Origin of the sequence: Streptomyces nojiriensis (assembly GCF_017639205.1) — a bacterium.
GTDB lineage: Bacteria > Actinomycetota > Actinomycetes > Streptomycetales > Streptomycetaceae > Streptomyces > Streptomyces nojiriensis.
This window is the reverse complement of record NZ_CP071139.1, coordinates 7,677,031-7,699,086: the sequence shown is the minus strand read 5'-3', so window position 1 is coordinate 7,699,086 and position 22,056 is coordinate 7,677,031. Positions and strand designations below refer to the sequence as shown.

The 22,056-nt window shown below is 70.1% G+C and carries 19 protein-coding genes; 10 read left to right on the top strand and 9 right to left on the bottom strand.

The window, feature by feature from the left end:
- Positions 1-25: 25 nt before the first annotated feature.
- The 3 genes from JYK04_RS35415 to JYK04_RS35405 all read right to left on the bottom strand — a co-directional run bounded on the left by JYK04_RS35415 (position 26) and on the right by JYK04_RS35405 (position 3,320).
- On the bottom strand, positions 26-856 hold the full coding sequence (locus JYK04_RS35415; protein WP_244372121.1) for a BtpA/SgcQ family protein: 831 nt from the start codon (positions 854-856) through the stop codon (positions 26-28).
- On the bottom strand, positions 825-2,270 hold the full coding sequence (locus JYK04_RS35410) for a pyridoxal phosphate-dependent aminotransferase (RefSeq protein WP_189741686.1): 1,446 nt from the start codon (positions 2,268-2,270) through the stop codon (positions 825-827). Before JYK04_RS35410 ends, JYK04_RS35415 begins: the two co-directional genes overlap by 32 nt.
- A 192-nt stretch (positions 2,271-2,462) precedes the next feature.
- Complete coding sequence (locus JYK04_RS35405) at positions 2,463-3,320, bottom strand: TauD/TfdA family dioxygenase (protein WP_189741689.1); 858 nt, start codon at positions 3,318-3,320, stop codon at positions 2,463-2,465.
- A 226-nt stretch (positions 3,321-3,546) separates the two neighbouring features.
- On the opposite strand from JYK04_RS35405, the gene JYK04_RS35400 reads away from it, so the two are divergent.
- From JYK04_RS35400 to JYK04_RS35365, 8 genes are all read left to right on the top strand, one after another.
- Positions 3,547-4,605 (top strand): aldose epimerase family protein, encoded by a 1,059-nt coding sequence (locus JYK04_RS35400; protein ID WP_308444754.1) that lies wholly within the window; start codon positions 3,547-3,549, stop codon positions 4,603-4,605.
- Between the two features lie 55 nt (positions 4,606-4,660).
- Positions 4,661-5,179, top strand: coding sequence for a GNAT family N-acetyltransferase (locus tag JYK04_RS35395; protein WP_189741692.1), 519 nt, complete (start codon positions 4,661-4,663; stop codon positions 5,177-5,179).
- 30 nt (positions 5,180-5,209) lie between these two features.
- Entirely contained in the window at positions 5,210-6,151 is a 942-nt protein-coding gene (locus tag JYK04_RS35390; protein WP_229876019.1) for an LLM class flavin-dependent oxidoreductase, read from the top strand.
- A gap of 16 nt (positions 6,152-6,167) precedes the next feature.
- Complete coding sequence (locus JYK04_RS35385; protein ID WP_189741698.1) at positions 6,168-7,262, top strand: SIS domain-containing protein; 1,095 nt, start codon at positions 6,168-6,170, stop codon at positions 7,260-7,262.
- 98 nt (positions 7,263-7,360) lie between these two features.
- Complete coding sequence (locus JYK04_RS35380) at positions 7,361-7,684, top strand: acyl carrier protein (protein ID WP_189741699.1); 324 nt, start codon at positions 7,361-7,363, stop codon at positions 7,682-7,684.
- A gap of 47 nt (positions 7,685-7,731) precedes the next feature.
- Positions 7,732-9,129 (top strand): serine hydrolase domain-containing protein, encoded by a 1,398-nt coding sequence (locus JYK04_RS35375; RefSeq protein WP_189741702.1) that lies wholly within the window; start codon positions 7,732-7,734, stop codon positions 9,127-9,129.
- Between the two features lie 46 nt (positions 9,130-9,175).
- On the top strand, positions 9,176-9,946 hold the full coding sequence (locus tag JYK04_RS35370) for a class I SAM-dependent DNA methyltransferase (protein ID WP_189741705.1): 771 nt from the start codon (positions 9,176-9,178) through the stop codon (positions 9,944-9,946).
- A gap of 45 nt (positions 9,947-9,991) precedes the next feature.
- Positions 9,992-10,717 carry a hypothetical protein gene (locus JYK04_RS35365; RefSeq protein WP_229876022.1) on the top strand — a complete coding sequence of 242 codons (726 nt, stop codon included), beginning with the start codon at positions 9,992-9,994 and terminating at the stop codon, positions 10,715-10,717.
- Positions 10,718-10,735: 18 nt separating this feature from the next.
- Here the strand turns inward: JYK04_RS35365 and JYK04_RS35360 are convergent, their stop codons facing one another.
- The 4 genes from JYK04_RS35360 to JYK04_RS35345 form a co-directional block, all read right to left on the bottom strand.
- Positions 10,736-11,254, bottom strand: coding sequence for a GNAT family N-acetyltransferase (locus JYK04_RS35360; protein WP_189741707.1), 519 nt, complete (start codon positions 11,252-11,254; stop codon positions 10,736-10,738).
- A 195-nt stretch (positions 11,255-11,449) separates the two neighbouring features.
- Entirely contained in the window at positions 11,450-12,547 is a 1,098-nt protein-coding gene (locus JYK04_RS35355) for a serine hydrolase domain-containing protein (protein WP_189741710.1), read from the bottom strand.
- A gap of 17 nt (positions 12,548-12,564) precedes the next feature.
- Complete coding sequence (locus JYK04_RS35350; protein ID WP_189741713.1) at positions 12,565-14,139, bottom strand: alpha/beta fold hydrolase; 1,575 nt, start codon at positions 14,137-14,139, stop codon at positions 12,565-12,567.
- A 12-nt stretch (positions 14,140-14,151) separates the two neighbouring features.
- A complete protein-coding gene (locus JYK04_RS35345) occupies positions 14,152-14,991 on the bottom strand; it encodes a hypothetical protein (protein ID WP_189741716.1) in 840 nt (279 codons plus the stop codon).
- Positions 14,992-15,520: 529 nt separating this feature from the next.
- On the opposite strand from JYK04_RS35345, the gene JYK04_RS35340 reads away from it, so the two are divergent.
- Positions 15,521-18,316 (top strand): SpoIIE family protein phosphatase, encoded by a 2,796-nt coding sequence (locus JYK04_RS35340; protein WP_189742094.1) that lies wholly within the window; start codon positions 15,521-15,523, stop codon positions 18,314-18,316.
- Between the two features lie 148 nt (positions 18,317-18,464).
- Positions 18,465-19,610 (top strand): ABC transporter substrate-binding protein, encoded by a 1,146-nt coding sequence (locus tag JYK04_RS35335; RefSeq protein WP_229876036.1) that lies wholly within the window; start codon positions 18,465-18,467, stop codon positions 19,608-19,610.
- A 53-nt stretch (positions 19,611-19,663) separates the two neighbouring features.
- Here JYK04_RS35335 and hisC read toward each other — a convergent pair whose 3' ends face one another.
- Together hisC and JYK04_RS35325 are read right to left on the bottom strand one after the other, a co-directional pair.
- Positions 19,664-20,737, bottom strand: coding sequence for a histidinol-phosphate transaminase (gene hisC / locus JYK04_RS35330; protein WP_189741719.1), 1,074 nt, complete (start codon positions 20,735-20,737; stop codon positions 19,664-19,666).
- Positions 20,738-20,764: 27 nt separating this feature from the next.
- The gene (locus JYK04_RS35325) at positions 20,765-22,045 is read right to left on the bottom strand and encodes an ATP-grasp domain-containing protein (RefSeq protein WP_189741722.1); all 1,281 of its coding nucleotides are present in this window, start codon (positions 22,043-22,045) and stop codon (positions 20,765-20,767) included.
- Positions 22,046-22,056: the final 11 nt, after the last annotated feature.

The window sequence follows — 22,056 nt, the reverse complement described above, 5'->3', positions numbered from 1 at the left end:
GGCCGGGGCTCCCGGTTGCGAGGGGTCATCGGCGTATCCCGCGGACGATGTCCATGTATGCGTCGACACGCGCCGCGTCGATCTCGGTGCCCCAGCCCTCGCGTTCCAGACAGCTGCCGACGAACGCCCCATCGGCAGCGGCCAGCAGGCGCGCGGCGTTCCCGTGGTGGGTGCCTCCGGCGAGTACGACGGGCACGTGAGGTGCGATCGCCCGAACCGAATCGATCATGTGCAGGGTGACGTCGTCGTCCGCATGGCAGAGGGACACGGCGTCGGCTCCGGCGATCCGGGCCGCCTTCGCCACCTCCGCCGTGGTCTTCCCGCCACCGAACCACGAGAAGTGCATGGAATCGACGTCGGCGACGACGGCGATGTGCTGCGCCGAGATCTTCCGGCGGTACTCCATGAAACGCAGCGGGTCTGGTGTGACCATGCCGTGCGGGGAGAGCGTCATACCGACCATCGCGCCGATCCGGACGAAGGAGCCGCCGCAGACCTTCGCCACGGCCAGCGAGGCGCTCACCGCGTTGCGCATCATTTGAACCCCGACCTGGAAGCCGTCACCCGTAGCGCGTACGACGGCGTCCGTGACAAGGCCCATCGCGATGGTCCGTGCCGAATCTGACTCGTCCGCCACGCTGTAGACCCGGTCGGCCGTCTGGATGAGGCAGCCGTCCGCCCCGCCGTGTTCGAGTGCGACCGCCGACCGCACGGCAATGTCCACCGTTTCTTCCAAAGTGCCGTCGCGGTGAAAAGGGGTTCCGGGCAGGGGTTGCAGATGGATCACGCCGATGACCGTCTTGCAGCCGTCACGGCGAGGAAACTCAGCCATAGGGCAACGTCTCACTTCCGACATGTGCGCTCAGTCGGCGCGTGGCGGTGTCGATGTCCTGCCAGCTGCGTGCCGAGGTGAGCCGGACCGCTCCACCAGAAAAGCAGAAGTTGAGGATCCCGGGGTACGTGGCCACTCCCGTCTCGCGCAGCAGATCACGGAAACAGCGGTACGAATCGTTCCAACCCGGCAGCATGACGGTGGTGTTGATCGAGTGCCGAGGTCTGATGACCGTTGCGAACTGCGACAGGCGGGCGTGCGCGGCGTCACGAAGCACCAGCAGACTTCTGAGGCGGGCCTCCCGCTCGGCCGAGAAGTTTGCGTACGCGGCTTGGAGCCGCTCCTTGGTGAGTCCGTAAGTGGCGTCGAACTCCCGCACCTCCTCGGCGCCCACGGACCGCACGCCGGTGACCCTCCAGCGCTCCATTCGGGTGAGCACCTCGATGAGCGTGTAGAAGAGCGAAGGCGGCCCGCCGAAATGAGTGGAAGCGTATTTGTAGTACTCGGCTATGAGGACACTGTCGGCGGTGATCCAGCCGACCTTGATACCGGGCGCCGACCAATGCTTGGACAGGCTCGAGATCCGTACGACGTTGCGTGCCGCGCGCGCCGGCGACAGCCGGTTCTCGGGCCCCAGCCACTCGTGACACTCGTCGAGCAGGATCAGCGTGGCCGGTGACAGGGCGTTCAGCAACCGGGCGAGGTCCCTCTCGTCCACGCCTGCGCCGGTGGGGTTCGCGGCTGTCTGGAGCAATACCAGCGGGGTGCTCGGAGACAGTGCGGTCAGCAGCGGCTCCAGGCACATCTTGCCGCCCTGGGCTTGCAAGGGCACCAGTCGCGTCGCGGTGCGGCAGGCGATCGCCTCGACCAAGGGCGGGTAGTTGGGCGCCGCGCACAGCGCGGGTGCGGACGGGGGCCGGGACCGCGAGACGATGAAGTCGGCCAGCGTGCCGACCGCCATGGTTCCGCCCATGGTGAGTGCGATGTTGCTCGCGTCGTACGTCACGCCCGGGATCCGGGCACTCTCGTAGGCGGCCACCGCCTCGCGTGCCTGGATCCGCCCGCAGGAGTCCGAGTAGCCGTACCAGTCACAGTCGAGCGCATAACGGATGCATTCCTTGAGGACCTCCGGAAGTCCCCAGTACTTCTCGTCCGCGGCTCCTCCGGAGAGCATCAGGTGAGAGTCCGACCGTAGGTCGCCGTACAGGTCCTCCTGGAAGAAGAAGTTGAACAGTTCCTTGATGAACCGCACCGTCGCCCGTGACGTCAGGACCTCCTCCGGCGTCACGCTCCGCCGCACGGTGCTGGCACGCCACCGTTCCGCCAGCCAGGGGCGGACACCGTGGGGACCCGACTCGGCGTCGATCCGGCCCAGCCACAGGCGAGAGAGCTCGAAGGCGTCGTGGGGGTCTGCCGCCCGGGCGTAGACGTCAAGCATCCTCTCGTCGACTCCAGACAGAAAGTACGGGCCGACACCGTCGTGAAGCCTCGCCGCGGCCGCGTTGTCGACCGCCTCGGCCGGGATGTCGAAGCACCGTTTTCGCAGCGGGTCTGGGAAGAGGTCCACCGAGAGCTCCAGGTCTGTGGCAGGGGGAGCGCGAAGGGCGGTGTGCGGGAACCCGCGAAGGCGTCATCCTCGCGCGAGAAGCCGCAGGCGTTTGAGATGTCTCGGATTGAGCGGGGAGCGGTCGTCGCTCACGGTTCTCCCGTGGAAGTAGCGGTGGTTGTCAATGGCCAGGAGCATGCCGCGCCGCCACTCGACCGCCAGGGCGCCGTCCGAGGTGTACAACGCGACCAACAGGCGCCGCAAGGCTGGGTTGACCAGGAGGGCCTCCTCGGTCTCGCCGTCCAGCACCCACGCCAGCGGTTCGGTGTGAAAGTCGCGGAAGGAGAAGACCTCTTCCCCGGCGACGTTCCGCAGCAGTGGCGGTACGTCCTGCCCCCGGCGGTAGCGGACCCGGGCCAGCAGATCGGCGTCCCCGGGCGACAGACGTCTACGGACCATGGCCATGGGCACGAGGACAGTGCGCGCCGTCCCGCTGTTCCCCTGTGCACAACACATCAGCAGGACATAGCGCGGCTGCCTCCGCGCGGGCCGGGCGCTGCCTTCGGTGTGCAGGGTGAGGAAGTTCGTGGTGAAGGGCTGCAGGGAAACATCCGACGTACGCGTCGCATGATTCGTCAGATTGAGCAGAATTCCCTCCTCGACGTACGGCTGTACAGCCGCGTCCCGTTCGGGGATGGGTTTACCGAGCGCATTTCCCACAGCAATGAAACCGGGGTTCGACAGTGGGTCTCTCAGCTGAAGGAAGGCATATCCGGAGATCTTGAGTTGATCACGAAGTGCCGCAGCGACGAATTCTAGCCCGCCATCGCCGGCACGGCAAGCATCAGGCTCGGCGATGACTTCTGGGCCTGCCTCCAGAAGATGATCCCGCAGGGTGATGTGCGGATCCGAATCCCGCTCGACAAAACAGCCTGTGCTCAATGCGCACACCCTTCACCGACCAGCGGGCTGGAACAGCCAACTGATTTTCTCCAGTTCCGATTGGACCGGATGAGGTCCAAGTGGCCGATGGGAAAATCGTAACGAGGCAGGCCTCGGCCATGGTAGCGGATCCGCGCTGTCGTTGCGATGGAAAGGACCTTCCAGTCGTTCCAGGATTCGGGTAGCGTCACACATGTCTCTCTGTCGGCTTCCGGCACGACTGTGAATGCTGATGGAGGAGTGTTTGTTTCCTCCTTCTGTTACCTGGGGAGAACGTTTGTACGTTTACTGCGAGCGGGTGGGAATGACATCCGGAAACATTCGACAGCCGTCCGTTCCGGTGGATTCCTACACTCTCGGCAACGGCAATGGGATGGAAGTTGTCGTATGGACTTACGGGGCGACACTCCGGGAGGTCCGGGTCCCCGGCCGGGACGGCCGCCCAGAGAACGTCGTCCACCGGTTGCCCGCCCTCGCCGACTACGAGGACCGGCCTACCAACGCTTATGTGGGAGTGACCGTCGGCCGGTTCTGCCGGAACGTGGCCCACGGCAGGTTCGCTCTGGACGGCACCTGGCACATGCTGGACCGCAACGAAGGACAGCACCACGTCCACGGCGGAACATACGGATTCGACCGGCTGGTGTGGACGGCCACGGCAGCACGGACCGAGGAGCACGTCTCCCTGAGGCTGGCCGTCAACAGTCCGTGCGGGGACCAGGGCTACCCCGGCGACCTACACGCGCGGACCGTCTACCGGCTCGACCGCGAGCACGTCCTGACCATCGGCTTCCGGGCGACGACCACCGCCCCCACGATCGTCGGCCTGACCAACCATGCCTTCTGGAACCTGGCCGGCACTGACACCCGGCGAGCGGTGGACGGCCAGCACCTCGCCGTCATCGCCGACCACGTCCTGGAGTTCGCCGAAGGGCAGATACCCGTGCCCGGACCGCCCGTGCCGGTCGCCGGTACCGCGCTCGATCTCAACCGCGGCAAGTCGATCAACGGTGTACGCCTGGACAATTTCTACGTCCTCGACGATCCCGCCACCTGCGCGGCCGAACTTCACGATCCGACCTCCGGGCGGCACCTGCGCCTCACCACGGACCAGAGGGGCATGGGCGTCTACACCGGCGACGGCCTCGACCCGTCCCGCGCGGGGCTCTGCCTCCAGCCCGGACCATGGCCGGACGCCCCCAACCGCCCGGACTTCCCTTCCTCGCGGCTCGATCCCGGTCACACCTACACCTCCACCATGCGGTACGCGTTCTCCGTCCGCTGACCGAGCAGGACCACCCGTACCAGGGCTCTCCCCTCCCTCACGAACGGCTCCTGACATGGCCTCGTACCCCGGACCCACCCTTGTGTGGCGGTGTGCCGACAGTGCCGAGGAGGTGCACGCGCTGCTGCGCGCCTCCGACACCCTCGCCGCCGAGCAGTACGGCCTGCCGGTTCCCGAGCGCCGCACCGATCGCAGCCGTCAACTGGTAGCCCAACGCGCCGTCCACCTTCTGTGCCACGAGAACTCGCCTGTGGCGATGTTCACACTGACCTGTCAGCCCCCGTCGATCCGACACCGGGACGTCTTCCCACCCGCCCGCACCCCGATGTTCCTCCAGCGGCTCGCCGTGCACCCCGACTGGTCCCGCCGCGATGCCACGCTGGGGCTGAGATGCGTGCGCAAGGCGTGCGAGACCGCTCGTGCCGATGGGGCCGATGTCCTCCGGGCCGAGACCAACCCCGACCTGCGCGGAAGCCTGGACCTCCTGACCGGCCTCGGATTCGTCCCGCACGGCACCGTGGAGACCGACGGCTGGATGCGCCGCGTGTACCTGCAACGGAGACTCGACCGGTAGGCACATCACGGAAGGCACGGAGACTTGCGATTGCATGACGACACCGTCCGCTGCGGTGTTCATTCAGGACAGCAGTACCAGACCTTCGACGACGTCCTCGACCTGTGGCGCCGTGCTGAGGACGCGGGCTACGACTGGGTCTCCGTCTTCGACCACCTGCGCCCCCACCTCTTTGCGCCCGACGGTCCGTGCTTTGAGGGACCCACGCTGCTGGCCGCCCTGGCGGCCCGCACCACTCGCGTGCGCTGCGCAATCCTGGTCTCCGCCGTCTCCTGGCGTCATCCCGCGCTGCTCGCCAACATCGCCTCGACCGTCGACCACATCTCCGGCGGGCGGGTCGAACTCGGGCTGGGGGCGGGGAGCCAGGACCTCGCCCTCACCCAATACGGGTTGCCCTTCCCGAGGGCCGCCGAGCGGCTGCGCCGACTGGAGGAGACCTGCCATGTGATCAGACGCCTCTGGGAACAACCCGTCGCCGACTACCGAGGTGCCCACTACCGACTCGTCGCGGCGCGTCTACGACCGCGCCCCGTACAGCAGCGGCTCCCCCTGACGATCGGCGGATCCGGCGAGCGGCACATGCTCCGCATCGTGGCGGAACACGCCGACACCTGGAACTCGGTGTTCACCCCTCCCGAGCCCTACGCCCGCAAGCGAGACGCGCTGGCGCGCCATGCTCGCGAGCTGGGCCGTGATCCCGCGTCGATCCGCGGATCGCTGACGTTTCGGGCGGTGCTGGGGGAGGACCGCGGTGACGTGGCCGAACGCAGGGGCCGGATCGCCGCCACTGTCCCTGAGGACCTGCCCGAATACGCGGTCTTCGGCACCCCTGAGGAGTGTGTGGAGCAGCTCGTGCCCTATCTCGGCCTAGGGGTACGTGATTTCCTCCTCGGTCTGCGCCCCCCCGTGGATCACCGCACCCTTCGCCTGTTCGCGGAACGCGTTGCCCCCGTGCTGCGCGCAGCTCTCTGAGACCCGGGAATCGCCCATGTATTCCGTCAGGACCATGCTCCGGCAGTCGGCCCTGCTCGCCGCAGACATCGAGACGTTGACCGACCCGCTGGCCACCCGAGCGGGAACGGCGCTGGAGGCCCTGCGCTGCGACGACTTGCGACAGGTCGTACTGGTCGGCAGCGGTGATTCCCACTGCGCCGGCCGCGCCACGGAGCTGGCCTTCGAACGTCTGGCCGCCATCTCCTGCCATGCCCTGAGCACTCAGCAGTTCCTCGACTACGGCATGCTCAGCCCCGTCCGGGAGAGCCCGGGTACCCTGGTCGTCGCGGTGTCCGCCTCCGGAAGCAGCCCCCGGCTGCTCACCGCAGTGCGGCAAGCACGCGCCCAGGGCCATCCGACCGTGGCCGTCACCGGACGGTCCGACAGCGCCATCGCCCGCGCCGCGGGGCAGCACGTCGCAGCCGAGCTGACCCTCACGGAACGCTGTCCCGGCATCCGCACCTACCAGGCAAGCCTGCTGGCGTTGCTCCTGCTCGCCGTCCGGCTGAGCGCCCTGCGCCGCGCGCATCCCGGCTTGCCCGTGGCTGCGGAGCAATCCCTGGTGGCCGAGATCGCCGCGACAGCCGACGCCGTCCGGGCCGGGCACGCCGACGCCGACGAACCCTGCCGCGAGCTGGCCGCCCGGCTGGCCGAGACTGCACGGCCATGGGTTCCGCTCGTCGTCGCGGGAACAGGACCTGCCCGAGGTACGGCCATGTACACGGCCGCCAAAGTGGTGGAGGCCGCCGGGCTGCCGGCGTACGCCCAGGACGTGGAGGAGTACTGGCACGTCGAGCGGTTCCTCGATCCCGCCGACGCCCCCTTGGTAGTCGTGGCGCCTTCGGGTCGCGGCCATCTGAGGGTGGTGGAACTCGCACGGGCGGCAGCCGGGCGCGGACGGCGCGTCGTTGTGGTGACCGGGCGGGACGACACCACTATGACCCGCGCGGCATGGCACTCCGTGCCGGTTGCCCCGACCGCTCGTGAGGAGTGGTCGCCACTGACCGGACACGTCTTCGCCGGGCTCCTCGGGGCCCGGCTCGCCGAACGGCTGGACCGCACTCCGTTCTCGGGTGGCGGTCCGCCATGAGGCCAGGCCTCACAGTACGTCGGACAGAGCAACCCCGGCCGCACCACCGCGGCCGACAGCGCCCCCAGACAGGGTGCTGACACCACCACGGAGGTGACATGCCGAACCATCACGCACCAGAGCCGGAAGCGCAGACACTCGGTCGGCTCCGGACCGTTGTCACCGAGGAATGGATCGAGGCACTCGGCCTGCCCCGATCAGTGCAACCGCCCGGCGACGAGGACTTCTTCGAAATCAGCGGCAACTCGATGCAGGCGATCGTGATGCTCGCCCGCATCGGAGCCCGCCTTGGACTGGAACCCTCCGTCGAAACGCTCTATTTGAACGGCACCCTCGATGCTCTTGTGGAGCATTGCCAAGCCGTCGCCGAGGAGCAAAGGGCAGCGGACGGGACTCGCGCGCCAGGCCCTGGCCGGCGATGACCTCGGGAGCGGGCGGCGACAACAGGCGCGTGCCACGAGGCGCCCTCTTGCCGGACGTCGGCTGCCTGGCCGAGGGGCTGGCCTCCCTGCGGGCGGCGTGGCGCGTACCGGGCGTCTGCGTCACCGTCGTACACGGCGACGAGGCGGCGGTGCTCGTCGATGGCATCCGCGACGCGTCCACCGGCACACCGCTGAGATCTCGGACACTCTTTCCTCTCGGTTCGCTCACCAAGAGCCTCATAGCGGCCTTCATGGCCCAGTTGGTCGAGCAAGGACTGACCGGCTGGGAGACGCGTCAGCTCATCGACGTCCTGCCACACGGCGCCCCCCGGGACGGCTACATGCTCAACCAACTGCTCACACATTCTTCCGGAATGCCCTCGTACGACATGCTGCTGGCCGGATGTGCGGACACCACTCCCGGTGATGCCGCCCGCAGGCGGCTGCCGCACCTGGTCACGGTCCGCGCACCGGGCTGCGAGCGGCACTCGTACAGTGACCTGGCCTACCTGCTCACCTGCCACCTAGCGGAGGAGACCACCGGCCGGCCGTGGCACCAGCTCGTCGGTGACTTCCTCTCCGAGCTGGGCGCTCACGGCCCTCGCGACAAGCAGGACGGTGGGCTTGTGCATGGTCACGAACTCGACGACGCCGGTGCGTTCACCGACTCGGGCCCGCCGCGTCTGCACGGGCTGTCGGCCGTCCTCTCCGGTCTCTGGGCGAGCGCTGAGGACATGACCGCGGTGCTCCGCTTCCACCTGACCGGCCTCGGCATGCATCGACGGCTGCTCGGCGCAGAGGCCTTGGAATATCTGCGCACGCCCCGGACATCGGCCCCCACGACCTCGGCCAACCATCCGGCGTGCGTCGTCGCGGAGGGATACGGCTACGGTTGGCTGGCCGGCCGCTACCGGGGAGCGCGGATTCTGGTGCACAGCAGCAGCGTCGGTGCGGTACGCGGCATGACGGTGGTGATGCCGCAGCGTCGGCTGGCCGTCAACGTGTTCTGCAACACCGGCGTACGTCACTCACCAGCGCGCGCACACTGCTGTTTCCGATGTGCCGTTGTCTTCTCTCTCGTCGACGCGTTGAGCGGCCGGGAAATCGGCATGGCGAATCGGCTGCCTGCGGGAAAACCAGAACGGATGGCCGGCTCCACGCCGGGGCGGAGGGCGTGCCCGTGCTCCCTGACCACGCTGATGGGGACTTACCACCATCCCGGGTTCGGTCACATCTGCTTGGCGCCGAGCACGGACGGTGGGGGCACGGTGTTCAGCTACGGTTCCGTCGTGGGCGAGGTATACCGTGCCCCGAACGGCGCCCTGTACACCATGTGTTCGGTGGATCCCGGGCCGATCGCGATCACTCCTGCGGGGATCGATCGCCTCGCCGTGCGGATGGAACGCACCGTACCGGCCTTCGAGTTCGTCCGGGTCTCCGAGTGACCCGGTCCGGCAGCAGCCGTGAGGACAACAGAAGGAGTCAGCGCTGATGTCGTACTACACCCGTGAGTTCTCCGCATTCTTCGAGGCCTACTACACCGGATGGGTGCGCGGTTTCTCCCCGAGGCTCACCACGTTCCTCCGGCAGTCGGCGCCGGCCACCCGCTCCGTGCTGGACCTGTGCTGCGGCACGGGTGTCACCGCGGAGGTACTGTGCGGCGAGGGCTGGACGGTCACCGGGGTGGACCGTTCCCCGGGCATGCTCGGGGTGGCCCGGGGCAAGCTCGGCGGGCTCGTCGACGCAGGCTTGCTGCGACTGTCGGAGCAGGACGCGCGCTGCTTCACCCTCCCCCGGGCGGTGGACGCGGCCGTCTGTCTGGACGGTGCCCTGAACCACTTCCTCACCCGGGCAGACCTGGAGCGCTGCTTCACCCGGGTCGGCGCGGTACTCGAAGAGGGCGGCCAATTCCTGTTCGACGTCTTCGAGACCTCCCATTTTCGTCACTGGGACAACCTCACACTCGTCGACGAGACGGATGCCGTGATCGCCAAGCGGGGTGTGTGGGATGCGGGCTCCGGTACCGGCATGCTCCGCGTGTCGGGGCTGATGGAGCAGGAGGGGCAGTTGCACCGGGTGAACCAGACGTTGCACAGCCGCCACTTCGGGCCGCGCGATATCCGTGCAGCCCTGGAGAGCGCCGGACTCGTTCCCGCGGAACACGACATCGAGTCGTCCTACACCAAGTGCGAGTCCGGTTCCTGTTCCAGGACCGCGGCGCCCTGCCGCACCATCTACCGTGCTGTGAAGTCCTCTACCTGACAGGAGGCGCGATTCGAGCGTCGCGCCATCACAAGGAGGGTTCTCATGACCCAGGTCATGAAGTTCACACCCGATGACGAGAACGAAGTCCATGACATGGCGCGCTTCAGCGACCCTGGCCGGTGTCGTGTCACTCCCGTCGTCCGCCTGTCCCCCGAGGCGGCCCTCGCCGTGACCACGGCGCTCAGCGGTGTGGTGCGCGCGGCCCACCGCAGTCCGGCCACGACCACTCGGGACGGTGACGGCATTCAGCGCGCGCAGACGTTCGAGGAAGGCGACGTCTACATGCTCGCCGCCCCCTTCGACGGCTTCTTCGCCGACCGCTATCTCATGGACTTCTACGATGTTGTCGAACGGGACATCTGCTCCCGGATGCATCTGCACACCGGGCTGCGTTTCGTACGCATGATGACCGGTCCGGCGACTCGCATCCAAGTGTCAAGCCTCTCCCCCATCGACGTGAACCACGTCGACGGTGTCACGCCGTTCCGGCCCGACATGTTCGAGGATGCCGCGCCCGGCGCTCCCGAAGGCACACGCCGTACTCGCTACAACCTCGTGGTCCCGGAGAACGCCTGGGCGGACATGCAGATCCCCCGGGGCGTCAGCCATCAGTTCAACGCGCACGGGCCGCACGCCGTCATCGACTCCGTCCATCCCGAGGAGTCCATCGAAACCCTGCGGGAACGCATCACCGGCTACAGGATGATGGCTCAGACGATCTTCCTGGCCAAGGGGCAGCCGGCTTCTGCGGCATGCAAGCTCGACTGAGCCCTCGTCGGCCCGGCGTCAGGCCGTCGTTCCCTCAGAAGCTCTCCCCGACGAGAGGCGTTTCTCCATGATGTGCTCTGTGGCCCCGTCGGGCAGGGTGTCGCCGAACCGTCCGGTGTCCCGGAAACCGTGGCGCCGGTACAGCGCGATGGCATGCGTATTGGTGGACGAGACCGCGAGCCGAACGAGCTCCGCCCCGCCCCGCCCGGCCCACCGCACGATCGCCTGAACCAGGTAATCCCCCAGCCCCTGCCCCCGAGACGCCTTGCCGACCCACAGGGAGATCAGCTCGACGACACCCTCCTCGGGCCCGAGGACCCCGCTGGCCATCCCGGTCGGCTCGCCGTCCAGCAGTGTGAGGACGTTGTAGGAGCCGGGAATGGCGAGCCGGGCCCGCCAGCGCTCCTCACGATCGTTGTTCCCTTGCCAGTCCGCGAGAGTGGACGCGAAGGCATGCGGTGCCTCGGCAAGCGCAGCCAGCCTCAACTCCCGCCACAGGCGCCAGTCGTCCACCGTCAGTACGTGCAACTCGATCACTGCTCGACTCTGTCCCACAACGGCATCGGTGACAACTGTCCGGCGTCCGTGCTCATGCCGTCGAGTGACGAGCGGAGAACAATCGTACGAGGTCGGGCCCGCGAGGAGCCGGCCATTCCGGCCGACACGAGCAGACGGTCCCGACCCCTGTGCCAGTTGGTTCCCTCTGACCGGACGATGGACGATGTCTCCCGTTCATTTGGCCCATATGTTCAGCAGTTGGTCGGCCGCGCGGAAATGGTCGGGGGAATTCACGTTGCACACGACGGTCACGGCGGTGTTGCGGTCCGGGCTCACCTTGAAGGTGCTGTGGAATCCCTCCCAGTCGCCGCGGTGCACCAGGCTCTTGTCGGGGAGGAGGAGGATTCCGGCCCCGTACCGCCCTGCTTCGATTCCGCGCTGCCGCAGGACGTCACCCACGCTCACCGCTCCCTGAGTGACTCCGGTGAGCAGTTCCGCGCCGCCTATGCGGCCGGTGCGGTAGTTGTCGGCCCAGCGGACGAGTTCTCCGGGGGTGGTCTGGACGGAGCCGTCTCCGTACTGCTTCCACGGGGAGGAATCGGGGCGGAAGGAGCCGTCCTTCTCGTCGTACGACTTCGCCTTGCCGGGAACGTCCACTGCCGGGGACAGCGTCATGCGCAGGTGCAGCGGGGTGAAGAACTCCTTTTGGAGGAAGGCCGGGAACGGCTTGCCGGTGACCTTCTCGACCACGTGCGCCAGGAGGACGTAGTTGGAGTTGGAGTAGGAGAACCGCTTGCCCGGCGGCTCTTCCGGCTGCGAGGCGAGGATGGCCGCGATGGCTTCCTGCTGGCCGGCCGGATCCGTCAGCCCGATGCCCTTGGCCTCCAGCAGATCCTGGTAGTCGGTGATGCCGCTGGTGTGGCGCATCAGGTCGCCCAGCGTGACGTCCCGCGTCCAGGCGGGCGGGTCGTCGAGGTATGCGGACAGGGGGTCGTTCAGCGCGAGTCGGTGCCGTCCCGCCAGCAGGAGGACGGCGTCCGCGGTGAACTGCTTGGAGTTGGACGCCATGTCGAAGACCGTCTTCGGGGTGATGGTGCGACCGGTGGTCAGATCGGCCTTCCCTCTCCCGGCCTCCCAGACGACGCTTCCCCGTCTGCCGACGGCTGCCGCACAGCCCGGGCCGTCGGCCGAAGGCACCAGTTCCCGGAGGACCGCTGCGCTGCGCTCGTCGCGGTCGCCGCCGGCCGCGTACGCCTGCGGGTGTGCGACACCGGCCAGGACGGCCGCGACCACGGCGCCCGCGGCGGTGCACGACGACACCGTGCGATTCACGGACACCACCCTCTTTCTCAGGGAGCGATCTCGAACTTCGGGGGCTTGAGGTCCTTGAGGCACGCGGTGTCCGGGGCGGTCGGGGTGTCGAAGAAGGAGGAGGTGATGGTTCGCGCGCACTTCGAGGCGGCGAACACCACGTGGGGCGCGTAGGGGATGGTGACGACGGTGGCACGGCGCAGCGTCCGGGCGACGTACGGGCCGTTGTCGGCGCCGGTCTGGGAGTCGAAGCCGCCCGACAGCACGAGGGTGGGGATGTCGCTGCGGGTGACGTCCCGGATCGACCCGGGGGCCGCCGGGATGTGCCAGGCCTCGCAGTCCGATCGGAGGAAGGGAAGCTGCGGCGCCTGGGCCAGTACCGAGGCGGGGAAGCCCGGGAACGCTTCGTGGGCGGCCCGGACGGCCTGGGTGACGGTTTCGTACGGCACCCACGCGCTGCAGAAGACGCCGTAGGCGAGACCGTGGGAGACCCGGCCGATGGCCTGGGGGCCGAACCTGCTCGCCGCCCACTGCTCGGCGATGCGCTGCGGATTGCCGTGGGCCAGCTCGTCGAGGGAGCGGGGGACCCCGGGGGCGACATGGGTGGCGGAGACCATCCAGTTCAGCAGCGCTCCGCCGTCCAGGACGACCTTCACCGGCTTCGGGCTGTCGGGGAGCGTGACGGTGGTGGTGACCGGCTTGGCCTCCAGTTCACGGACCAGGCGGTCGAAGGTGGCGGACAGGTTGGGATATCTGCGGTTGCACGCCGGCTGTTCGGCGCACGCCTTGAAGAGACCGTCCAGGCCCTCTCGGGCGCTGTTCCATGTCGCCGCCGCGCTCGCCCTGGACGGCGGCAGGATGCCGTCGAGGCCGACCGCCCGGATGCCTTCCGGGTGCAGGCGCATGTACGCGAGCGCCAGGTGGGTTCCGTAGGAGATGCCGAAGACGTTCCACTTGTCGAGGCCCAGGGTGGTGCGCAGGTCCGCGTAGTCGTCGGCGCTCTCGATGTCGTTGTAGGCCCCGAGGTCGGCCCCGGTGCCCGCCAGCTTCTTGCGGCAGGCCTTGGTCGCGCCGACGTGTGCGCGCTCCGTGGAGGGCGCGTCGTAGACGAGGCCGACCGCACGCGCGTTGAACTCGTCGATGTTGCGGCACATGAGGGCCGGGTCGGCCGAGTACGTTCCGCGCTGGGACATGAGGATCACGTCCCGGTCGCGGTTGAGGCCGCCGTCGACCGCGCGCTCCGCCGCACCGACCGCGTCGTCACCGGGTCCACCGGAGAGCCACAGGATCGGGTCGGGTTTCGGGTGGGCGGCGGCCGCGGGGACGATCGCGACACCGAGCTTGATCGTTCGGCCACCCGGCCTGGCGCGGTTCTCGGGCACGGTGAGGGTTCCGCAGCGGGCCCCTTCGAGTTCGGGGACGGGCTCCGGCGTCTTCGGGCAGGGGCCGGGCTCGTAGCGGGCGTCCCCCACGGTGCGGGCGACCGTGCCGCTCGCACCTCCGGGCGTCTCGCCCTGCGCGCCCGCGGGCGCCGCGAGCAGGCCGGTGACGAGGATTCCGGTCGCCGCCGCGGCCGACCTGGAGCGCAGCCGTCGTACGTGTGGGCGTGGCATCTGCCCTCCCGGTCACTTCGGGGTGATCGTGAACGGTTCCCACCCGAGGCCCGCCACACACGCGGTGCCGGGCACGGTCGGGCGGGCCGGGAAGGGCGCCGGCGCCTTCTGGGCGCGCGGCGACTGCGGGACCGACCGGTGACCGATGCCGGGAAGCTGCGCGGTGGTCGACCGGGGCAGTGTCCGGGCCGTCCGCTGCGCCCGGCTCGCTCCGGTCTTCATGTCGAAGGCCCCGTTGGCGCAAGCCCTGCGGCCCGCGTTCGGCACGTCGGACGGCGAGTGGTCCGGCACCCGTTCTTCGCCGCACACCACCGAATTCGTCAGACCGTGGGCGGTCTGGCCGACGACCTGGGCCGAGCCGACGGCGCGGGCCCGGGCCAAGGGCGGGGGGACGGACCGCGACGGGGCACCGCAGACGTTCCACCGCCCGATGCCGAGCGCCGTGCGCAGGTCGGCGAAGTCGGCGGCGTTCTCGGTGGTGTTGTGGGCGCTCAGGTCGGTTCCGTCGGCCGTCAGGCGGTCCCGGCACCGCTTCACCGCGTCGAGCATGAGCCGCTGCGTCCGCGGTGCGCAGGAGGGGAGCGCTACGGACGTGGTGTTGAAGCGGTCCGGCTCCGGGCAGGCGGGATCGGGCTGGTCGTAGAGGTTGCCGCGCTGGGCGGCGGCCGGCCGGATGGTCCGGCCGCCGGGACGGGTCCGGTTCTCGGGGGCCTCCAGGAATCCGCACCGTGCGGCGGCCAGTGCTTCGATCGGCTCAGGCGTCCTGGGGCGGGGCCCCGGCACGAAGCGTGCCGCGGCGGCCCTGCCGGCCCCGGCGACCGCCATCCCGTCACGGTAGCTGTGCTCTGCCATGTGATCCCGTTCCTCTGCCGATCGACGGCTGACCGCCGGGCCACGCTGCGGCGGTATGGGCGGAACGCACGTAGTCGACGTTACCGGGTGGTCCGAACACGTGCGAACGGACGGCCGCCGACCACCCGCACCGCGCCCTTCCCCTCCGGGGGCGGGCTCATGGGGAGCGCGTGCCGGAGGGGAGCGAGCACCGGACCGGGGTGGGGATCACCGACCCGCCCCCCGCGAAGTCGCTTGTTCGCTCGTGCCGGTGAGCGTCGGTCAGACGCGCCGGCGGGCCGCAGGCGTGGTGCGACCGCCCCTTCGGCCAGGAGCACAACTCCTGCACGCACCGCACGGCGGCCGGCCGGCCGGCGGCAGTGGCCGACCCCGCCCGACCTGGTCCGATGCCCTGACCGTCCACCTGCGGTCGATCGAGCCGCTCGGAGCCTCCGGCCGGGTTGCCGCTGCCGACAGCGCGCAGAGGTTAGAAAATGGACTGATGAGCAACTATCTGGGAGAAATCCGGCGCTGGCTGCTCGGTTCGGGCATGAGCTCCTCCGCTCGCTCTCGGCCCCCTCTCCCAGAGCACCGCCAGGAGCGCCAGAAGCGCCAGGACCAGGCTCCGCCCCCCAAGGAAGGGGTGCGGCGGCGGCCGCAGCGCCTGTCCTCCCTGCTGAGCGCGCGCAGCGTGGCCGGCGAGGTGTTCCTCCTCCAGCTGGCCGTCGTCGTCCTTCTCGTCGCCGCCGCGGTCGTGGCGCTCGTGGTGCAGGGACGGAGCGCCGCCATGCTGGACGCCCGGAACCGTACCCTCGCCGCCGCCGGGACGTTCGCGGAGTCTCCTGGGATCGTCGCCGCCGTGCGCAGCCCCCACCCCAGCGCGGTGCTCCAGCCCAGCGCCCAGGCGGCCGCGAAGATCGCCGGGGTCGACGGGATCAACGTGTACACGCTCGACGGGGTCACCCTCGCCCACAGCGACCCGCGGCAGATCGGCAAGCACGTCGTCGGTCCCTTCGCCAAGGCGGCGGCCGGCCGGTCCTTCACCGAGACGTTCGCCGGGTCCCTGGGGCAGTCCGTGGTCTCGGTGGTCCCCGTGAAGGCCGCAGACGGCAAGGTCGTCGCGATCGTCTCCTCCCCGGTCACGGTCGAGAACGTCCAGAACATGCTGAACGGGCAGCTGCCGGTCGTCCTGGGCAGCGCGGCCGCGGTGCTCGCCCTGTCCGCGGGCGGCACCGCTCTGGTGAGCCGCCGGCTGCTGCGCCGGACCCACGGCCTGGGACCGGCCGAGATGACGAGGATGTACGAGCACCACGACGCGGTGCTGCACGCGGTCCGGGAGGGCGTGCTGATCGTCGGCGCCGGCGGACGGCTGCTGCTGGCCAATGACGAGGCGCGCCGGCTGCTGGATCTGCCGGCGGACGCGGAAGGGCTCCAGGTCACGGACCTGGGCCTGGAGGAGGGGATCGCCGAGCCGATCGCGTCGGGCCGTTCCGTGACCGACGAGGTGCACATGGCGGCCGATCGGCTACTGGCGGTGAACATCCGGCCCACCGCCCCGTACGGGTCCGCCGGTACGGTCGTCACGCTGCGCGACACCACCGAGCTGAGGGCCCTGTCTGGCCGGGCCGAGGTGGCCCGCGAGCGCCTGAAGCTGCTCTACGACGCGGGGGTCCAGGTGGGCACGACCCTGGACGTCGAGCGCACCGCGGAGGAACTGGCCGAGGTGGCGGTCCCGCGGTTCGCCGACATCGTCACGGTCGACCTGCTGGACCCGGTGCTGCGCGGCGAGGAGCCGCCCGAGCTGAACACCGAGATGCGCCGCACCGCCGCCGTCGGCCTGCACGGCGAGCACCCGCTGTACCCCGTCGGCAAACTGGTCCGGTTCGTTCCCACCAGCCCGATGGCCGCCGGGCTGGCCGGCGGCCGTGCGGTCCTGGAGGCGGACCTGCGGACCGCCCAGCTCTGGCGGACCCAGGACCCGGAGAACTCCCTGCGGATCCTGGACCGCGGCATCCACTCACTGATCGCCGTGCCCCTGCGGGCCCGGGGCGTCGTCCTGGGGATGGCCGGCTACTGGCGGGGGCCGGACTCCCCGTCGTTCGACGAGGAGGACGTGTCCTTCGCCGAGGAGCTGACCGCCCGGGCGGCACTGTCCGTCGACAACGCCCGCCGTTACACCCGCGAGCACACCGTGGCCGACACCCTGCAGCGCAGTCTGCTGCCCCGGCGCGTACCGGAGCAGTCCGCCGTCGAGGTCGCGCACCGCTATCTGGCGGCCCAGGCCGTGGGAGGCGACTGGTTCGACGTCATCCCCCTGCCCGGTGCCCGGGTGGCGCTGGTGGTCGGCGACGTCGTCGGCCACGGGCTGCACGCCGCGGCCACCATGGGTCGCCTGCGGACCGCGGTCTACAACTTCTCCACCCTCGACCTGCCTCCGGACGAGCTCCTGAGCCACCTGGACGAGCTGGTCGCCCATATCGACACCGACGAGCAGGAGTGGGGCGGGATCACCGGAGCCACCTGCCTGTGCGCCGTCTACGACCCCGCCTCGGGACGCGTGACGGCCGCCACCGCCGGGCATCCGGGCCCCGCCCTGGTCCTGCCCGACGGCACCGTGACCTTCCCCGAGGTGCCGGTCTCCCCTCCGCTTGGCCTGGGCGCGGGGCTGCCCATCGACACCGCGGAGCTGACCCTGCCCGAGGGCTCCGTGCTGGCGCTCTTCACCGATGGGCTGATCGAAAGCCGCGACCGCGATCCGGACGCGGGGCTGGCGGCGCTGCGCACCGCCCTGGCCGGGCCCTCCCGTACCCCGGAGGAGATCTGCACCGCGGTGATCGACGCGATGCTGCCCGCCCGGCCCAGCGACGACGTCGCCCTGCTGGTGGCCCGCACCCGCCGGCTGGACCCCGAGCGGATCGCCCAGTGGGACGTGCCGCCCGATCCTGCGGCGGTGTCCCGGGTGCGGAACGCCTGCGCCCGGCGGCTCGCGGAGTGGGGCCTCGAAGACATCGCCTTCACCACGGAGCTCATCCTCAGCGAACTGATCACCAACGCCATCCGCTACGGAACCGAGCCCATCCGGGTGCGGCTGCTGTACGACCGCAGCCTGGTCTGCGAGGTCTCCGACGGGTCCAGCACCTCCCCCCACCTGCGCCGGGCCGAAGACACCGACGAGGGCGGCCGCGGCCTGTTCCTCGTCGCGCAGTTCGCGCTGCGCTGGGGTACGCGCTACACGGATCGCGGCAAGATCATCTGGAGTGAGCAGGCCGTCCACGAGGCGGGCGAACCGGCGGCGATGATCCCGGAAGAGGCGCTCCTGGCCGGGTGGGACGACGAGCCGCTCTGAGACCGCGCCGAGAACCTGCCGGTACGGCAGCCACGGGAGGCCCGGCCGCAGGAAACGCGGCGGACACCGCGGGCTGGGACTGCGCGCCCGGGGCCACTGAACGTACGCTGGTCTCGACCGGTACGCGACCGCCCGCCATGGAGCCTTTGTGCCCGCACCTCGTCTCCGGACAGCCGCCGTCGCCGCCCTCCTGGCCTTCGCGGCGGCGCCCCTCGGCGCCTGTGGGAGCAAGCCCACCGCCGTGCCCAGAGCACCCGCGGTGGCCACCTCCGCCGCGGACGCCGGCGGCATGGCGGCACTGACCGCGGCGGCGAAGAAGGAGGGCTCGCTCAACACGATCGCGCTCCCCAGCGACTGGGCCAACTACGGCGCACTGATCGACGGCTTCGAGAAGAAGTACGGGATCAAGGTCACCGTGGAGAACCCGGACGGCACCAGCCAGGACGAGATCGACGCGATCAAGGAGCACCGGCACGACGGCCGTGCCCCCGACGTGATCGACGTGGGTGGCTCCTTCGCCCGGTCCGCGGCCAAGCAGGACCTGCTCGCCCCGTACATGGTCGTGCCGTGGGACAGCATCCCCAAGGACCAGAAGGACCCGCACGCCCGCTGGTACAACAACTACGGCGGCTACGTCTCGATCGGCTGTGACGCCAAGCGCGTCGAGACGTGCCCCGCGACCTTCGCCGATCTGCGCAAGCCCGAGTACAAGGGCAAGGTCACGCTGAACGGCGACCCGACCAAGTCCGGCTCCGCCTTCGCCGGCGTGTACGCGGCGGCCCTGGCGAACGGGGGTTCCTTCGACGACATCCAGCCCGGGATCGACTTCTTCGCCGAGCTCCGCAAGAGCGGCAATTTCATCCCGGTCGAATCCACCCCGGCCACGATCGAGAAGGGCGAGACCCCGATCAGCATCGACTGGGACTTCCTCAACCTCGGATACGCCGACGAATTCCGCAGGAAGGGCGCGGACGTCGACTGGCGGACCGCCATCCCCTTCGACGGCAGCTTCGCCGAGTTCTACGCCAACGGGGTGAACAAGGACGCCCCGCACCCCGCGGCGGCACGCCTGTGGCAGGAGTACGTCTTCAGCCCGGAGGGCCAGAACATCCGGCTCGGCGCCTACGCACGCCCCGTCCTCATGGAGGCCATGGCGGAAGACGGCACCCTCGACAAGGCCGCCGCGGAGAACCTGCCGACGGTCGAGGGCACGCCGTCGTTCCCGACGGAGGCGCAGCAGCACAAGGCGAAGGAGACCGTCAACCGCAACTGGGCCAAGGCCGTCTCGGGCTGACGACGGATACGGCACACCGGTTTCCGGCCCGGTGCCGTACGGGACCGCCGGAATCAGACCCTGGCGGGATCCGTGCCGGCACGGTAGTGGTCCGCCGCCGAGAGGAAGGCGTCGTTCTCCTCCGGCAGGCCGACGGTGACACGGACGCCGTCCCCGGGGAAGGGCCGTACGAGGACGCCGTGGCGGGCGCAGAAGTCGGCGAAACCGGCGGCCTCCTCCCCCAGGGGCAGCCATACGAAGTTGGCCTGGGAGGGGGTCACCGGGTGGCCGTGGCGGGTCAACAGGGCCTGCAGCCGTCCGCGTTCGCGGACGATCGCCGCGGCGCGCGAGCGCACCTCCTCGGGGCGGTCGAGTGCGGCGAGGGCCGCGGCCTGGGCGAGGCGGCTGACCGCGAAGGGGACCGACACCTTGTGGACGGCGGACACCACCGCCGGCGCCGCCACGCAGTACCCGATGCGCACGCCGGCGAGCCCGTACGCCTTCGAGAAGGTACGCAGCACCGCCACGTTCGGGCGGTCGCGGGCCAGCTCGATCCCGTCCGGCACGTCGGGGTCGTCGACGAACTCCCGGTACGCCTCGTCCAGTACGACCAGGATCCGGTCGGGGAGGCGGTCGAGGAACGCGCGCAGCTCGCGGCCCCGGACCGCCGTGCCGGTGGGGTTGTTGGGGTTGCAGACGAAGACGACGCGGGTGGCGGGGGTGACCGCCGCGAGCATCGCCTCCAGGTCGTGCCGGTGGCCGGCGTCCAGGGGGACGGTGCGGGCGCGTACTCCGGCGACCTGGGCAAAGACGGGATACGCGTCGAAGGACCGCCAGGCGCACAGGACTTCGTCCCCAGGACCGCAGAACGCCTGGACGAGGTCGCGGCACAGGCTCACCGACCCGCAGCCGACGGCGATCCGTTCCCCGGGGACCGCCAGCTCGGCGGCCAGCCGGCCGACCAGGGTGTCGGAGAACCACTGCGGGTAGCGGTGGCCCTCGACGGCGGCGCGGGTGATGGCCTCGACCACGGCGGGCGGTGGCGGCAGCGGCCCCTCGTTGGAGTTGAGCAGGACGGCGTCGGGCGCCGTGCCGGGGATGTTGTAGTCGGGGACGGTGGCCAGGTCGGCTCTGATGGCGACACCCATGGGGCTCCTCGGAGTGTGCGGACGCGGTCAGTTCGGGGCGAGGCGGAACACGTCGTCGGCCAGCAGCCGGATGCGGCGGTGGTCGGCGAGGAGCCGCTCCGGGCCGTCCCCGGTCAGGAAGACCCGGAGCGGGCTGGACAGCAGGTCGGTGGTGGGCCGCATCCGGTCGCCCGGGGCCAGCCGGGGCACCGCGAGGTGCACGGTGTCCAGGGCGCGGATCCGGGCCAGGGCGTCCTCGTCCACGGCCTCGACGAGCCCGCCGCGGGTGGTGCGGACGTGGACGACCATCCCCTCTCGGTGCTTGCGGTACAGGCTGTCGCCGGGGTGCGCGCGCCGGTACTCCTCGGGGCGTACGCAGGCGAGTGCGAGCAGGTCGGCCTGGTTCCCGTCGAGGCACGCGTCGTGGTGGCCCGGGTCCATGATGCCGTCGAGCCGTGCGCCCACCTCGACGAGCACCGGCCCGCCGGCCGTCATCATGATCTCCGCGTGGGCGGCGCCGAACCGGATGTCCAGGGCGTCGAGGACGGTGTCCAGGTAGGTGACGAGGGGTTCGACCACCGGCGCGCCGGGGTCGATCAGGACGTCCCGGTCGTAGACGGGCCGGGTCCCGACGAGGGTCTTGTCGTAGCGCCAGACCCCGCACACGTGCCGTGCGCCGCCGGGGCCCCTGACCACGTCCACGATGTATTCGGTGCCGTCCAGGAAGGACTGCGCGAGCAGCTCGTCGTTGTGCCGGCCGAAGATGTCCCGGCTGCCGAGGATCTCGGCGGCGGCGGCGCGCACCTCCTCCGGGCCGCGGCAGATCGAGACCTTGTCCGTGGAGGCCGAGCTCAGCGGTTTGACGACGACCGGGTAGCCGGTGGTCCGCGCCCAGGCGTGCACCTCCTCGACGTCGCCGGACTTCAGCTGGTCGGCGCAGCGGATGCCCGCGGCGCGCAGCGCCTCGATCATGCGGTACTTGTCGCGGCGCAGCGCGGAGGTGGCCGACGGGTTGCCGGGCAGGCCCAGGAGCTCGGCCGTGCGGTCGGCCGGCGGGACCCCGGTCTCCTGGCCGGGCAGCACCCCGCACGGGTGGTAGGCGGCCAGCTCCTGCACCGTGCGGGCGGGGTCGGCCGCGTCCTGGACCACGTTGGCCAGGTACGGGCGCAGGTCCGGCGGGGGTACGCAGTCCAGGAACTCGGGCGTGCTCTGCAGGTGCACGACGTCCGCGCCGAGCCGGCGGAAGGCGGCGGGCAGGTACTTGCCGACCGAGTAGCCGTCGACGATCACGCCGACGGGCGCGGCGGCCGGGGCTGAGGCCGAAGTCATCGCGGGTCCTT

Coding starts and splice junctions, on each gene's coding strand:
- JYK04_RS35395 (WP_189741692.1), top strand. CDS start 4,661: ATGGCCTCGTACCCCGGACCCACCCTTGTGTGGCGGTGTGCCGACAGT.
- JYK04_RS35340 (WP_189742094.1), top strand. CDS start 15,521: ATGAGCTCCTCCGCTCGCTCTCGGCCCCCTCTCCCAGAGCACCGCCAG.
- JYK04_RS35400 (WP_308444754.1), top strand. CDS start 3,547: ATGCTGATGGAGGAGTGTTTGTTTCCTCCTTCTGTTACCTGGGGAGAA.
- JYK04_RS35415 (WP_244372121.1), bottom strand. CDS start 856: ATGTCGGAAGTGAGACGTTGCCCTATGGCTGAGTTTCCTCGCCGTGAC.
- JYK04_RS35365 (WP_229876022.1), top strand. CDS start 9,992: ATGACCCAGGTCATGAAGTTCACACCCGATGACGAGAACGAAGTCCAT.
- JYK04_RS35350 (WP_189741713.1), bottom strand. CDS start 14,139: ATGCCACGCCCACACGTACGACGGCTGCGCTCCAGGTCGGCCGCGGCG.
- JYK04_RS35325 (WP_189741722.1), bottom strand. CDS start 22,045: ATGACTTCGGCCTCAGCCCCGGCCGCCGCGCCCGTCGGCGTGATCGTC.
- JYK04_RS35385 (WP_189741698.1), top strand. CDS start 6,168: ATGTATTCCGTCAGGACCATGCTCCGGCAGTCGGCCCTGCTCGCCGCA.
- JYK04_RS35380 (WP_189741699.1), top strand. CDS start 7,361: ATGCCGAACCATCACGCACCAGAGCCGGAAGCGCAGACACTCGGTCGG.
- JYK04_RS35370 (WP_189741705.1), top strand. CDS start 9,176: ATGTCGTACTACACCCGTGAGTTCTCCGCATTCTTCGAGGCCTACTAC.
- JYK04_RS35345 (WP_189741716.1), bottom strand. CDS start 14,991: ATGGCAGAGCACAGCTACCGTGACGGGATGGCGGTCGCCGGGGCCGGC.
- JYK04_RS35410 (WP_189741686.1), bottom strand. CDS start 2,270: ATGCTTGACGTCTACGCCCGGGCGGCAGACCCCCACGACGCCTTCGAG.
- hisC (WP_189741719.1), bottom strand. CDS start 20,737: ATGGGTGTCGCCATCAGAGCCGACCTGGCCACCGTCCCCGACTACAAC.